At 63.8% G+C, this 14,541-nt stretch carries 11 protein-coding genes; 1 reads left to right on the top strand and 10 read right to left on the bottom strand.

The window, feature by feature from the left end; all coding sequences use genetic code 11:
* Positions 1–101: 101 nt before the first annotated feature.
* Positions 102–1,220, top strand: a complete 1,119-nt coding sequence (locus CK218_RS04125) for an FAD-binding oxidoreductase (protein ID WP_095826953.1) — start codon at positions 102–104, stop codon at positions 1,218–1,220.
* A gap of 358 nt (positions 1,221–1,578) precedes the next feature.
* On the opposite strand, the gene urtE is transcribed toward CK218_RS04125, so the two are convergent.
* From urtE to CK218_RS04075, 10 genes are all read right to left on the bottom strand, one after another.
* Entirely contained in the window at positions 1,579–2,274 is a 696-nt protein-coding gene (urtE, locus tag CK218_RS04120; protein WP_095826952.1) for an urea ABC transporter ATP-binding subunit UrtE, read from the bottom strand.
* Between the two features lie 70 nt (positions 2,275–2,344).
* Entirely contained in the window at positions 2,345–3,091 is a 747-nt protein-coding gene (gene urtD / locus CK218_RS04115; RefSeq protein ID WP_066989203.1) for an urea ABC transporter ATP-binding protein UrtD, read from the bottom strand.
* Positions 3,092–3,097: 6 nt separating this feature from the next.
* The gene (gene urtC, locus CK218_RS04110) at positions 3,098–4,321 is read right to left on the bottom strand and encodes an urea ABC transporter permease subunit UrtC (protein WP_066989205.1); all 1,224 of its coding nucleotides are present in this window, start codon (positions 4,319–4,321) and stop codon (positions 3,098–3,100) included.
* Positions 4,318–5,934, bottom strand: a complete 1,617-nt coding sequence (gene urtB / locus CK218_RS04105) for an urea ABC transporter permease subunit UrtB (protein ID WP_095826951.1) — start codon at positions 5,932–5,934, stop codon at positions 4,318–4,320. Before urtB ends, urtC begins: the two co-directional genes overlap by 4 nt.
* A 115-nt stretch (positions 5,935–6,049) precedes the next feature.
* Positions 6,050–7,327: an urea ABC transporter substrate-binding protein gene (gene urtA, locus CK218_RS04100; RefSeq protein ID WP_245434881.1), complete on the bottom strand. Its 1,278-nt coding sequence runs from the start codon at positions 7,325–7,327 to the stop codon at positions 6,050–6,052.
* 1,170 nt (positions 7,328–8,497) lie between these two features.
* Positions 8,498–9,880, bottom strand: coding sequence for a DUF6600 domain-containing protein (locus tag CK218_RS04095; RefSeq protein WP_143749597.1), 1,383 nt, complete (start codon positions 9,878–9,880; stop codon positions 8,498–8,500).
* A 436-nt stretch (positions 9,881–10,316) separates the two neighbouring features.
* Positions 10,317–11,873: a glutamine-hydrolyzing GMP synthase gene (gene guaA / locus CK218_RS04090; protein WP_095825772.1), complete on the bottom strand. Its 1,557-nt coding sequence runs from the start codon at positions 11,871–11,873 to the stop codon at positions 10,317–10,319.
* A 174-nt stretch (positions 11,874–12,047) separates the two neighbouring features.
* Positions 12,048–12,686 (bottom strand): 5'-methylthioadenosine/S-adenosylhomocysteine nucleosidase, encoded by a 639-nt coding sequence (locus CK218_RS04085; protein WP_095826948.1) that lies wholly within the window; start codon positions 12,684–12,686, stop codon positions 12,048–12,050.
* A 3-nt stretch (positions 12,687–12,689) separates the two neighbouring features.
* Positions 12,690–13,148: a PaaI family thioesterase gene (locus CK218_RS04080; RefSeq protein ID WP_066989431.1), complete on the bottom strand. Its 459-nt coding sequence runs from the start codon at positions 13,146–13,148 to the stop codon at positions 12,690–12,692.
* Between the two features lie 93 nt (positions 13,149–13,241).
* Positions 13,242–14,531: an RsmB/NOP family class I SAM-dependent RNA methyltransferase gene (locus tag CK218_RS04075; RefSeq protein WP_067327394.1), complete on the bottom strand. Its 1,290-nt coding sequence runs from the start codon at positions 14,529–14,531 to the stop codon at positions 13,242–13,244.
* Positions 14,532–14,541: the final 10 nt, after the last annotated feature.

The raw sequence follows: 14,541 nt of genomic DNA, 5'->3' as shown, positions 1-14,541 counted from the left end.
CATAGGTAAAACTTATGGCTTTTATCCAAAGCCATCTTTGACGCATTGCTGCAGCGCCGACAAGATGGATCAGGATCAGCCCTCTGCGCTAAGGAACGACAATGGATGTGATCGTGCTGGGCGGCGGCCTGATGGGGACGGCTTCCGCCTATTTCCTGGCCAAGCGCGGCGCCCGCGTGACGCTGATCGAGCGCAACCGGATCGGCGGTGGAGCAACCGTCGCCTCCTTCGGCAACATCCGGCGCACGGGGCGTCATCTGTCGCAGCTTCCGCTGGCCCACCGCTCGCTCCGGCTGTGGGGCGAGGCCGAAAAAATGCTGGGGCGCGATGTGGAATTCCGCGCCACCGGTCACGTGCGGCTGATCTTCGATGAAGGCGGTCTCGCCGACATGCGCAGCTATGCCGAGGCGGCGCGTCCCTGGGGACTCGAGCTGGAGGAGCTCAGCCCGCGCGAGATCCGCGCGCGTTTTCCCGGCCTCGGTCCGGACGCGATCGCGGCGTCGTTCTCTCCGCATGACGGCAGCGGCAATCCGCGGCTGATCGCGCCGGCCTTCGCCGAGGCCGCCCGCAAGCTGGGCGCGAAAATCATCGACGAAGCTCGGGTCGAAAAGATCGAGCGGACCGACTCCGGTTTCCTTGTCGCCAGTTCAAAAGGCGCTTTCGCCGCAGAAGGCCTGCTCAACACCGCCGGCGCCTGGGGCGCGCGCGTCGCTGCGCTGTTCGGCGAACAGGTCCCGCTCGATGCCCGCGGCCCGCAAATGGGCGTGACCGAGCCACTGCCGCACCGGATCCTGCCGGTGGTCGGCATCTGGACGCGCGACAAGGACTATGGCGCCTATCTGCGTCAGGTCGAGCGCGGCAACATCGTCTTCGGCGGCGCCGCCGAAAGGGTACCGGTCGATCTCGATCCGGGCCATGCGACCGCCGACCCCATGCGCCTGCCGACGCAATTGCGGGCCGTCGCGCGGCTGTTGCCGGCGATCGCCCAGGTCGCGGTCATCCGCACCTGGTCCGGCTGCGAAGGCTATGTCCGCGACATGCTGCCGGTCATGGGACGCTCGGCGACAACGCCGGGCCTGTTCCACGCCTTCGGCTTCAGCGGGCACGGCTTCCAGCTCGGTCCGGGTGTCGGCGACGCCATGGCCGAGCTTATCACGACTGGTGACTGCGAAACGCCCCTCGACGATTTTAAGATAGATCGCTTCAATCACGGAGCCTGACGAGGCGAGTCGATCACCTGGGCGCCAGGCGTCCTTTGACGCGCAAGAAGGGAGCTTCCATCTGTTCGAATGACGGCGTGTTGGGTGAGCAGAAGGTCGCTTTCGGATGGCTGAGACTGAAGTTCGCCCCCAGCAAACCGCGGCCGCGGATTGGAGCGGGTGGGCGCTGCGCGACAAGCGATTTATAAGTGTCGTTGTACGAGCATTCCCCGATCGGCGATTCTTATTTCATGCTTTGCTCAGCCCTATCGGCTTAATGTCGAACGCAGGATGCCGCGCAGAACATGGCGCGCTTCTACGGACTTTCCATCGAAACGACATTGTTTGCGGCGCTTCGGCCAAAGGATGACGACTGAACCTAGACAGTAAGGAGCTTGCGTACATCGGGCCTGTCCAGATCCTCGGCAGGGCCGGTATGCACGATCCGGCCGCGGTCCATGATGTTGACCTCGTCGGCAAGCTCGCGGCAGAAATCGAGATATTGCTCGACCAAAAGCACCGCAATGCCGGCCTGGTCGCGCAGGTAGCGGATGGCACGGCCGATGTCCTTGATGATCGAGGGCTGGATGCCCTCGGTCGGCTCGTCGAGCACGAGCAGCTTGGGCCGCATGACCAGCGCCCTGCCGATGGCGAGTTGCTGCTGCTGGCCGCCGGAGAGATCGCCGCCGCGGCGCCCCAGCATCTGCTTCAGCACCGGAAACAGCTCGAATACATGGGCCGGGATGTTGCGGTCGGCGCGCCTCAGCGGCGCGAAGCCCGATTCCAGATTCTCACGCACCGTCAGCAGCGGAAAGATCTCCCTGCCCTGCGGCACGAATGCGATGCCCGACCGGGCGCGGTCATACGCCGCGCTCCGGTCGAGCGCCTTCCCCTCGAAGGCAACGCTTCCGCTCGTCAGCCGGTGATGGCCGACGATCGATCTCATCAAGCTGGTCTTGCCGACGCCATTGCGGCCGAGCACGCAGGTGATCTTGCCGGCGCCGGCTTTCAGAGAGACGCCGCGCAGCGCCTGGGCGGCGCCGTAATGCAGCGTGGCATTGGAGACTTCGAGCATGGTCAGGCCCTTCTCCAGCGCTTCAGGAACGCAACATCGAACCGGTGGAACGGAACCCGCCAGACCATGCTCACCGCCCCAGATAGACTTCAACGACGCGCTCGTCGGCCGAAACGAAATCGAGCGTGCCTTCGGACAGCACCGAGCCCTCATGCAGGCAGGTGACCTTGACGCCGAGCTCGCGCACAAAGTGCATGTCGTGCTCGACGACGACCACCGAATGGTCGCGAGCGATGTCCTTGAGCAGGCGCGCGGTCTCCTCGGTCTCGGCGTCGGTCATGCCCGCGACCGGTTCGTCGACGAGAAGCAGCTTCGGATCCTGCGCGAGCAGCATGCCGATCTCCAGCCACTGCTTCTGGCCGTGGCTCAAATTGGCGGCGATCTCGTCGCGCTTGTCGCCGAGGCGGATGATGCCGAGTATGTCGTCGATGCGCCACGTCTCGGCCGCCGAGCGGCGATGGAACAACGCCGGGAAGATCGAGCGCGGCCCCTTCAGCGCCAGCATCAGATTGTCCTCGACGCTGTGGCTCTCGAAGACGGTCGGCTTCTGGAACTTGCGGCCGATGCCCATCATGGCGATCTCGGCTTCGTCATGCCGGGTGAGATCGACCTGACCGTCGAAGAATACCTCGCCCTCGTCCGGCCGCGTCTTGCCGGTGACAATATCCATCATCGTCGTCTTGCCGGCGCCGTTGGGTCCGATGATGGCGCGCATCTCACCCTTGTCGAGCACCAGCGACAGGTTGTTGATGGCGCGAAAGCCGTCGAAGGAGACCGAGACGCCGTCCAGATAGAGGATGGTGTTCGACTTGCTCATGGTCGCTTACTCCGCCGGCTGCGGTTCGGGGCCGTTGGCCGACCACGCGCCCGGCGTTCTCGCCGCCGAGCGCTCGATCTTCGGCTGCGCTTCCGGCGGGTCGATGCCGGCTTTCGCGGCGAGCGAGGCCGCGCGCAGCGCCCTGGCCTTGCCGCGCCAGCTATCCCACATGCCGACCACGCCCTTGGGCAGGAACAGCGTTACGGCGACGAACAACCCGCCAAGCGCGAATAGCCAGAATTCAGGCAGCACGCCGGTGAACCAGGATTTGCCGGCATTGACCAGGAGCGCGCCGATAATCGGGCCGACGATGGTGCCGCGCCCGCCGACGGCGGTCCAGATCACCACTTCGATCGAATTGGCGGGCTCGAACTCGCCGGGATTAATGATGCCGACCTGCGGCACGTAGAGCGCGCCGGCGATGCCGGCCATGACGGCCGAGACGCTGAAGGCGAAGAGTTTTACATTCTCGGCCCGCCAGCCGAGGAAGCGGGTGCGGCTTTCGGCGTCGCGCACCGCCATCAGCAGCTTGCCGTATTTGGAGCGCACGATCGCCGCGGTGACAAAGACGGCGAACGCCAGCGTCACGGCGCTTGCTGAAAACAGCGCCGCGCGCGTCGCGTCGGCCTGGATGTTGAAGCCGAGGATGTCCTTGAAATCGGTCAGGCCGTTATTGCCTCCGAAACCCATGTCGTTGCGGAAGAAGGCAAGCAGCAGCGCATAGGTCATCGCCTGGGTGATGATCGAGAGATAAACGCCGGTGACGCGGCTGCGGAAGGCGAACCAGCCGAATACGAAGGCAAGTAGGCCCGGCACGGCCAGCACCATCAGCACGGCGAACCAGAAATGGTCGAAGCCGTGCCAGAACCAGGGCAGTTCCTTGTAGTTCAGGAACACCATGAAGTCCGGCAGGATGGGATTGCCATAGACGCCGCGCGAGCCGATCTGACGCATCAGATACATGCCCATCGCATAGCCGCCGAGCCCGAAGAAGGCGCCGTGGCCGAGCGAAAGGATGCCGCAATAGCCCCAGACCAGATCGAGCGCGAGCGCCAGCAGCGCGTAGCAGAGATATTTCCCGACCAAAGTGACGATGTAAGGCGGAATGTAGAAGGCGCTTTGAGGCGACACCGCGAGGTTTAGCAGCGGCACGATGACGGCCGCCGCCAGCAGGACGAGGATGGCGATCGCGATGCGCCGGTCGGTGCCGAAGAAGCGCTGCGTGATCATGCTTCCACCGCCCTGCCCTTCAGCGCGAACAGGCCGCGCGGCCGCTTCTGGATGAACAGGATGATCAGTACCAGCACGACGATCTTGCCAAGCACCGCGCCGGCGTACGGCTCGAGGAACTTGTTGACGATGCCGAGCGAGAAGGCGCCGACCATCGTGCCCCAGAGATTGCCGACGCCACCGAAGACCACGACCATGAAACTGTCGATAATGTAGCCGCGGCCGAGATTGGGCGAGACGTTGTCGATCTGGCTGAGCGCCACGCCGGCGATCCCGGCGATACCGGAGCCGAGCGCGAAAGTCAGCGCGTCGACCCAAGGCGTCCTGATGCCCATGGATGCGGCCATGCGCCGATTGGCGGTGACGGCACGCATCTGCAGGCCCCAGGGCGTTCGCTTCATGACGTAGAGCAGCACACCGAACACCAGCAGCGCGAACACCAGTATCCACAGCCGGTTCCAGGTGATGGCCAATTGACCGATGTCGAACGATCCCGACATCCAGGACGGATTGCCGACCTCCTGGTTCGTCGGGCCGAAGACGGTGCGCACCGCCTGCTGCAGGATCAGCGAGACGCCCCATGTGGCAAGAAGCGTCTCCAGCGGCCGGCCGTAGAGGAAGCGGATGACGCCGCGCTCGATGACGAGGCCGACCAGCGCCGAGACCAGGAAGGCGAGCGGCAGCGCGATGACCAGCGACCAGTCGAAGAGGCTCGGAAACGACGTGCGGATCACCTGCTGGACGACGAAGGTGGTGTAGGCGCCGAGCATCACCATCTCGCCATGCGCCATGTTGATGACGCCCATGACACCAAAGGTGATGGCGAGACCGATAGCGCCGAGCAGCAGCACCGATCCGAGTGATATGCCGTACCAGATGTTCTGGCCGGCATCCCACAATGCCAGCGTCGAATTGATATGGCCGATCGCGGCGGTTGCCAAGTTCTTGACCGCTCCCTGCGCGCCAGCCTCAACGGAGGTCAGCAGGGAAAGCGCATCGCGGTCGCCGCGCGCCGCGATGGCCGAGATGGCGGCGAGCTTGTCGGCTTCCGGCTTGTCGGAAACCAGAACCGACGCCGCGCGCGCCTGCACGAACATCGTCTTGACGGCTGGGTCGGTCTCAGCAGCGATCGCGGCATCGAGCGGTTCGATATTCGCCGCGTCGGGCGTCTTGAACATGGTCGCGGCGGCGGCAAGGCGCACGCTCGCGTCCTTGGCGCGCAGCGTCAGCGTCCCCAGCGCGTCGCGTATAGCGCGGCGAAGACCGTTGTTGACCTTGATCTTGGTGAGATCGGCCTTGGCGGCATCGGCGGACTTGTCGCCGCTGAAAGGATCGAGCAGTTCGACACCGCTCGCCGCGTCCTTGCCGATGAAGACCTGGGAATCGGCTTTGCGAATATAGAGGTTGCCGTCGGCGAGCGCCGACAGCGGCCTTTCGACGGCCGGATCGCCGCTGGTCGCGAGCTCGCGCACGATGGCTTCCGTGGCCGAGAAATTAGTCGCTCTAGCGAACTTGGCTATTGCCGCGCGAAGATCGGCCTCGCCTGCCTTCGACGGCAGCAGGCTTGCCATCGTCAGCAGCAGCGTCAAGCCAATCGCGCGCAACAGGATCATCAGCTTCAGCGGATCTCGAACGTTTGAGGTTTCTGCCCGGGCGGGACGCGAAGGCCCGCCCGGGCCGCGGTCTCGGATCGCGGGGCCACGCGGCGACCCGACAGACCTGGGAGGGTCAGTTGGTGCCCTTGCCGCCGCACTTGCCGGTGGCGACATTGAAGTTGCCGCAACTGAGCGGCGCGCGCCAATCGGAGATCAGGTTCTTGGAATCGGGCAGGTAGTCGGACCATTCGTCGCCCATCACAAGGCCGGGCGTTTGCGAGACGGTCTCGAACTGGCCGTCGGCCTGGATCTCGCCGATGAGCACCGGCTTCGTGATATGATGGTTCGGCATCATCGTCGAATAGCCGCCGGTCAGGTTCGGCACCGAGACGCCGACCATGGCGTCGATGACCTTGTCCGGATCGGTAGTGCCGGCCTTCTCGACTGCCTTCACCCACATGTTGAAGCCGATATAGTGGGCTTCCATCGGGTCGTTGGTCGTGCGCTTGTCGTTCTTGATGAACTTGTGCCAGTCGTCGATGAACTTCTTGTTCTCGGGCGTGTCGACGCTCTCGAAATAGTTCCAGGCGGCGAGGTGGCCGACCAGCGGTCCGGTGTCGAGACCGGCCAGTTCTTCCTCGCCGACTGAGAAGGCCATGACTGGAATGTCCTCGGCCTTGATGCCCTGGTTGCCCAGTTCCTTGTAGAACGGCACGTTGGCGTCGCCGTTGACAGTCGAGATCACGGCCGTCTTCTTGCCGGCCGAGCCGAACTTCTTGATCGCCGAGACTTCGGTCTGCCAGTCGGAGAAGCCGAACGGCGTGTAGTTGACCATGATGTCCTCGGCCGGCACGCCCTTCGACTTCAGATAGGCTTCGAGGATCTTGTTGGTGGTGCGCGGGTAGACATAGTCGGTGCCTTCGAGCACCCAGCGCTTCACCGAGCCGCCATCGGCGCTCATCAGGTAGTCGACGGCCGGAATGGCCTGCTGGTTCGGGGCAGCACCGGTGTAGAAGACGTTGCGCTCGCTCTCCTCGCCCTCATACTGGACCGGATAGAACAGGATGTTGTCGAGCTCCGAGAACACCGGCAGCACCGATTTGCGCGAGACCGAAGTCCAGCAGCCGAACACCGCCGCGACCTTGTCCTTGGAGATCAGCTCGCGCGCCTTTTCGGCAAACAGCGGCCAGTTCGACGCCGGATCGACCACCACGGCCTCGAGCTTCTTGCCGAGCAGGCCGCCCTTGGCGTTCTGCTCTTCGATCAGCATCAGCATGACGTCCTTCAGCGTCGTCTCCGAGATCGCCATCGTCCCCGAGAGCGAATGGAGGATGCCGACCTTGATCGTGTCGTCGGCCGCCCTGGCGGGCGCCGTCAGCAGGCTGGCCGCGAGAACGCCAGCCGAGAACATTTTTGTTATTGTCGAGAAACTTCCCCTCATATTGCACACTCCCAAGCTGGTTGTTTTGCATTGCAACATTGCGGTGCAAGCGACGTGCCAAACCTGACAGTCCAAAGTGCCGGGCAAAAAATCGATCAGTTACAGTTGGTTATAATTTCAACTCAAGTTTTCAACGGCCGCTTCCGCTTCAACGCGTTGTCAAATTTTGGGCTTCTGCCTCTATTTTCATCGCAACTTTCTATTGCGTGTTTTTACATCGCCGTTTGCCTTCTGCCGGCCCCCGTAGTCGCACGGCGAGAGATGTTGGGAATTGAAATCTTTGCGCCGCGGGCGGGTAAGAAGTGAGGGGCCGGTGCCTCTCGGCGGCGGGCTTTTCCTATCTGGAGCAAATTTGTAGACCGCTCGATTGGTGTCGTCGGTGACGCGAACCCATTGGGTCTCGACTCGCCGGTCCTGTACGTGGCGGCCGGTCACCCATTCAGCGGCTTCTTTAGCTGAGGCGGTCCTCGCGTAGGCAATACTGCATCCGTCCCCGACATCGTTTCAACGGTAAGGGACGGGCTCTTTTGTCGGGTCTCCTCTTCTGATCAGTCAGCCCTTTCCAATGGGGCCGATATGCCATCCCGACGCAACAGCGCCGCCCAGCGACCGAACTTCGACAAGGGGCGAAGGTCCCAGGAGTTGTTCACCGGCGGCTTTTGTCGAGTGCCGCCGCTCGACAGGCGCGCGACAGGTGAACGAAATAGGCCCCCCTGACGCGTTTTCTGCACCCCACTACCTCCGAAGGCTCACGCGCGGCCTAGCCCGGCTTCTGTGGCAAATGGCAATGGTTCCAACATCGCCCTGCCCGATTTCACATGCCCTTCGCTTCGGCAGCGCAGACCAGCCGTCAGCGTGTTGGCGATAGCGCGTGAATTTCTCCTCGAGCGCCACGACTGCTTCGCCCTTGCTGCGTTCAGTGGCCCGCCCACCGACATGCGCGCGCCGGCCGCCGAACATTGGTCATGACGGTCCAGAACAACGTCCCGGCACTCGGCCCATCCGCCGCCAAGGATCCGACGCTATCGGAGCCGAGGAACGTCGGGGAGAATCGCAGGGACTCGGACTGCAAAGACGAGTGTCGCTGACTCGCCCCGGGTAACTCCGGCGGCTGTGCAATCGACTTTCCTTCGCGGCCGCCTAGCAGTTCGCGTCAGTCTGCGGATCGCACGCCTTGTTTTTCTGGCCCCGTGGCTTGGGCTTGGCCGCCTGCTCGGGCTCGGCCTGCTGCTGCTCGGCGGCGGGCTGCTCCTTCGCCTTCCGTTTCTCAGGCTTGGCCGTCTGTTCCGGCTCGGCCTGCTGCTCGGCGGCGGGCTGCTTCTTGGCCTTCCGTTTCTCAGGCTTGGCAGCCTGTTCCGGCTCGGCCTGCTGCTCGGCGGCGGGCTGCTTCTTGGCCTTCGGTTTCTCAGGCTTGGTAGCCTGTTCCGGCTCGGTCTGCTGCTGCTCGGCGGCGGGCTGCGTCTTGGCCTTCGGCTTCTCGGGCTTGGCCGCCTGTTCCGGCTCGGCCTCCTGTTCGGCGGCGGGCTGCTTCTTGCCCTTCGGCTTCTCAGGCTTGGCGGCCTGTTCCGGCTCGGCCTGCTGCTGCTCGGCGGCGGGCTGCTCAGGCTTGGCGGTCTCTTCCGGCTCCGCCCCATCGGCCCTTGCGCCTTCGGTCGGCTTCGATTTACGGCCAGCCTGAACCTGCTTCACCTGCTCGATGTCCTTTAGCTTAGCTGGTTTTGCCTTGGGGTCGGCTTTCACCTCACCTTCGAAGACCGCGACCGTGTCATTTTCCAATTTGCCGGACTGCTCGGGCGCGTCGGTCTTGCTGACCTTGACGGCAGTCACATTCTGGTCCGTCTCCTTTTCGATCACATCAACATCAATGACTTTGTTGACCACCACGTTGTTCTGGATGGTCACGTCGCCGGCCGGCTGGGCCGCCTCGACAATCCGCACAAACTCGGACCTATCACGGATAACAGCGACAGAAACGTCGGCAGCAAGGAATTCGCGGCTAGGGACCACAACCCAGTAATAATCCGGCGTCGTGTCGAAGGTTACCTCGATTGAAATCAAGTCCGGATCACGGCGCGGCGGCAGCGGAGCCCAAATGATGTGCCCCCTGTCACGACGCCAAGTCACCCATGCTGGGGCCCAGCGAGTGCCCGGAACCCAGTACCAGCCGATATCGTCGGCATAGCCCCACCGGCCGTAATGGTACGTCGCCCAGCCGAATGGCTCGTCGGATACCCAGAGCCAGCCATACTCCTCTGTATAGACCCAATGGCCCAAGGTATACGGGCGCCAATCGTCAGGTACATCAACTGGCACGAAAACGGTCGCTCCATGATACGAGACCCAATCGCCATGGGACGACAGGTCTTCGTAGAATGTGCTGATCGAAACCTCGGTGGCGGCCCTTGCCTGCGACACTAGCGAGAATGGTGCAATCGGGTTGGGGATATCAACGACCATAAGCAGACAGGCGGTTACGCCGCCCAGCATCAGCCGTACCGCATTTTGGGCAAGGACGCGTTTCATCCCAGTCTTCCTCCGAAACAGATGCGCCCTTCATCTTGAAAACTCACCGGCAATCGGATTGTTCCGCCTTGCTCCCGTCCAGGGCTCGTGGACCTTGCAAATGGTAGCTATGGCGAGCCATTGAACGTAATCGCCTGATGGCCGAACTTCGCGGAAGCTTAAAGTACCGTCATCAGGTTTTGAGGGCTGATTTGCAGAATTTACCTTTAGTTTTCAGCTGCTTGGCGTGGAAAAAGGTACGGTCAGAAGCCCTCTGTGACGTGACGGTACTGTCAAAAATCATCGTGGCAATGTGGGTGAGGTCCGGCAACCGGTACGGCAGCTCCAAACGACGCACACCGATAACCGGCGAAAATTGCCGGCCAAAACTACTTTTTATCTCAGTGACTTAGATCGAACTCTAGCGCAATTTCAGCGGTGTTCGGATGGGCCTGAATCATTCCCACTCGATGGTGCCCGGGGGCTTCGACGTAACGTCGTAAACGACGCGATTGATGCCTTTCACCTCGTTGATGATGCGGGTGGCGGCGGCGCCCAGGAAGTTCATGTCGTAGTGGTAGAAATCGGCCGTCATGCCGTCGACCGAGGTCACAGCGCGCAGCGCGCAGACGAATTCGTAGGTGCGGCCGTCGCCCATTACGCCGACGGTCTGCACCGGCAAGAGCACGGCGAAGGCCTGCCAGATGGCATCGTAGAGGCCGGCCTTGCGGATCTCGTCGAGGTAGATGGCGTCGGCCTCGCGCAGGATCTCCAGCTTCTCGCGGGTGATGCCGCCCGGGCAGCGTATGGCAAGGCCAGGACCCGGGAACGGATGACGGCCGATGAAGCTTTCGGGCAGGCCGAGCTCTCGGCCCAGCGCCCTCACCTCGTCCTTGAACAACTCGCGCAGCGGCTCGACCAGCTTCATGTTCATGCGCTCGGGCAGGCCGCCGACATTGTGATGCGACTTGATCGTCACCGACGGGCCGCCGGAGAAGGAGACGCTTTCGATGACGTCGGGATAGAGCGTGCCCTGCGCCAGGAAGTCGGCGCCGCCAAGTTTCTTCGCCTCTTCCTCGAACACCTCTATGAACAGGCGGCCGATGGTCTTGCGCTTCTTTTCCGGATCGCTCTCGCCTTCCAGCGCCGAAATGAAGCGGTCGGAAGCGTCGACCAGGATCAGCGGCAGGTTGTAATGCTGGCGGAACATCTCCACCACGCTTTTCGCCTCGTCCTTCCGCATCAGGCCGTGGTCGACGAGGATGCAGGTCAACTGATCGCCGACCGCCTCGTGGATCAGGAGCGCAGCGACCGAGGAATCGACGCCGCCCGACAGCGCGCAGATCACCTTGCCCTTGCCGACCTGCTTGCGGATCGCCTCGACCGCCTGCTCGCGATAGGCAGCCATGGTCCAGCCCGTGCTGAGGCCGGCGATATGGTGGACGAAGTTGCTCAGCAGCTTGGCGCCGTCCGGGGTATGGACGACCTCGGGATGGAACTGCACCGCGTAAAACTTCCGTGCCTCGTCGGCAATCGCTGCGAAGGGCGCGCCGGTGGAGGTGCCGACGATCTTGAATCCTTCCGGAATGGCGGTGACGCGGTCGCCGTGGCTCATCCAGACCTGATGACGCGTGCCCCTGGCCCAGACACCGTCGAACAGCGCGCAGTCGTCCTCGATCTCCAGGAAAGCCCGGCCGAACTCGCGGTGATGGCCGGCCTCGACCTTGCCGCCGAGCTGAGCGCACATCGTCTGCTCGCCATAGCAGATGCCGAGCACCGGAATGCCGGACGAAAAGACCTCGTCGGGCGCGCGGGGCGAGCCGATGTCGACAGTCGAGTGCGGGCTGCCCGACAGGATGACGGCCTTCGGCCGGATGCGGCGGAAGCCCTCTGCGGCTGACTGGAACGGAACGATCTCGCAGTAGACCCCGGCCTCGCGCACGCGCCGCGCGATCAGCTGCGTGACCTGGCTGCCGAAGTCGATGATGAGAACGGTGTCGGGATGTGTCGTCATGGCGAGCCTTTAAAGAAAGAACCGATTCGGCGCAATGGTGGCGCGTTGCGGCGTTCGGTCCTTGCCAAAACGCCTAAAGCGCGTCGCGTCGAACGGGCCTAGGCGACGAGCTTCAAGTTTCATCTGATGCATGTCGTTCTCCCAAAACCGCTGCGCACTTTTGGGCGACATGCATTAAGTAAGGCCGATCGCGCCGGACGCAATCGCCTGCTCTAGCAGACCTATCGCCGCCGCCAGCTTCTCGTCGATGACGTGCAGATACTCGGTCCAGTCGCCGACATGCCTGAGATCGGCCGCGCCGTCGGAAATACCGCGCAGGCCGATCAGCGGCACGCCGAACAGCTGGCAGGCGCGCAGGCAGGCGAAGGTCTCCATGTCGACCATGTCGGCGTCGATCGCGTCATAGGCGGCCCCGGTGACGACGGCGCCTCCGGTCGACAGCGTCGCGGTCCTGATGCCGGGAATGACGAAGGGCAGCGGCACCGTCACGGGCAGGTCGAGGAACGGCGTCGCGCCCTTCGCGAAGCCGAGCGGCGAAGCGTCGATGTCGCGGTAACTCACCGACACGGCCTGGTAGATTTCGGTCTGTTCGAGCGTTCGGCTCCCCGCGGAGCCCAGCGATACGACGAGATCCGGCAGCGCATCCTCGGCCTTCAACGTGGCGAGCTCGGCGCCGAGGCGCACGCCGGCCTCGACCGGGCCGACGCCGGTCATCAGCGGCGTGAACAGCTTTTTGAGATGCGGACCGTATTCGGCCTCGGCCGCCATGACGAAGAGGACGGATTTTTCCCCTAACCGCGCAACGGTCGCCATGGATCACCCCTCGATGCCGTCGCGGCCGACCACCGTCATCATTGTGCCGGTCATGGTGGCGATCAGCTTGGCCTCGCCATCGGCAGCGAAGGCATAGGCCTGGCCGTCGGCAACAATGATGGTGCGGCCTGGCTTGGTCACCGAGCCGCGGAACAGGAAGCGCTCGCCCTTCCCCGGCGCCAAAAGGTTGACCTTGAATTCGATGGTCAGCACGCTGGAATTCTGCGGCATCAACGAGAAGGCGGCATAGCCGCAGGCCGAGTCCAGCGCGGTCGAGATGACGCCGGCATGCAGGAAGCCGTGCTGCTGGGTGAGCGAAGGGGCATAGGGCATCTCGATCTCGATGATGCCGGGCGTGACCAGCGTCAGCTCCGCGCCGATGGTGGCCATGGCCTTCTGGCGGGCAAAGGAAGTCCTGACGCGATCCTCATAGTCGGGAGCGGGTACGATCTTGGCTGCCATGGCCTTCGCCTCATTTTTGCTGGCGAAGCTTATTGCAGAGGCAGGCAGGACAGGCAATCGCTTATGTTGCAGCGCAGCAAATGCCGGCTGCCCTCATGCGGCCCTGCGCAGGGCGTGGAAATAGAACCCGTCAGTGCCACTGAGCGCCGGCGACAGCGAGATGCCACCGGCTTCGCCAATACGCGCAGCGCTCTCGTGGCCGGGGAAACGGCCGTCCCAGAGCTGGCGGTGGTCGACCGGCGCGAAGTCGCCGTGGCGCTCGCGGAAGGCTGCGACCTGCTCGCCGTTTTCGGCATCGAACACCGAGCAAGTGATGTAGACCAGCAGCCCGCCGGGCTTCACGAAAGCCTGCGCCATGTCGAGGATCGCCTGCTGCTCACCCTTGCGGGCATCGAGCTGTCTGTCCGTCAGCCGCCACTTGGCGTCCGGGCGCCGCCGCCAGGTGCCGCTGCCGGTGCAGGGCGCATCGATCAGCACGAGGTCCATATGACCGGTGAGCGGCGCGAGTTCCGCGGGCTTGCTGACGACCTGGATGTTGCGGCTGTGCGCGCGGCGGATGCGCTCGAAGATCGGCGCCAGCCGCACCTTTTCCGCATCATGGGCGAAGACCTGGCCGCGATTGTCCATCTCTGCCGAAAGCGCCAGGGTCTTGCCCCCGGCGCCCGCGCAATAGTCGAGCACCTGCATGCCCGGCTCGGCGCCGGCGAGCGCTGCTGCAAGCTGCGAGCCCTCGTCCTGCACCTCGAACCAGCCTTTCTGGAAGGCGGGCTCGGCCTGGACGTTCGGATGCCTGCCGTCGCCATTGATCGGCGGGATGCGGATGCCGTGCGGCGCGATTGCGGCAGCTGCTGCACCGGTGCCCTGGAGTTCCGTCAGCACCTTACCGCGGTCTGCCTGCAGCGCATTGACCCTGAGATCCAGCGGCGGGCGCATCGCGAGAGCCGCGCCCTCTTCGACCCAGGCATCGCCAAAGGCGTGTTCGAGGAGCGGCGCGCACCAGTCCGGAACATCGGCCCGCACGGCATCCGGCGCATCGGCGAGCCTGCCGGAGGCTGCCGCTTTCAGTTCGGCGGCGCTGAGCAGCGGCGGCGCGAATTTGTCGCCGTCGAGAGCGTCATTCAGCGACCGCGCCGTCTGGCCCCATTCCAGCAGCAACGCGCCGAAGCCGATGGCGCGCGGCGTCTCCTCGCCGAAGAGCCAGCCGGCCGAGCGCTTGCGGCGCAGCGCATCGTAGACGATGTTGCCGATCGCCGCGCGGTCGCCGCCACCGGCAAAGCGGTGCGACAAGCCCCAGTCGCGCAAGGCGTCGGCCACCGGCCGATGCCGCCGGCCGATGTCTTCAAGCACTTCGATGGCCGCCGCCAGCCTTCCGCCCAGTCTCATTCCTGCTTCC

This window comes from Mesorhizobium sp. WSM3879 (assembly GCF_002294915.1).
Taxonomy (GTDB): Bacteria; Pseudomonadota; Alphaproteobacteria; order Rhizobiales; family Rhizobiaceae; genus Mesorhizobium.
The sequence above is the reverse complement of the archived record's forward strand: the minus strand, read 5'-3'. Positions and strand labels throughout refer to the sequence as shown.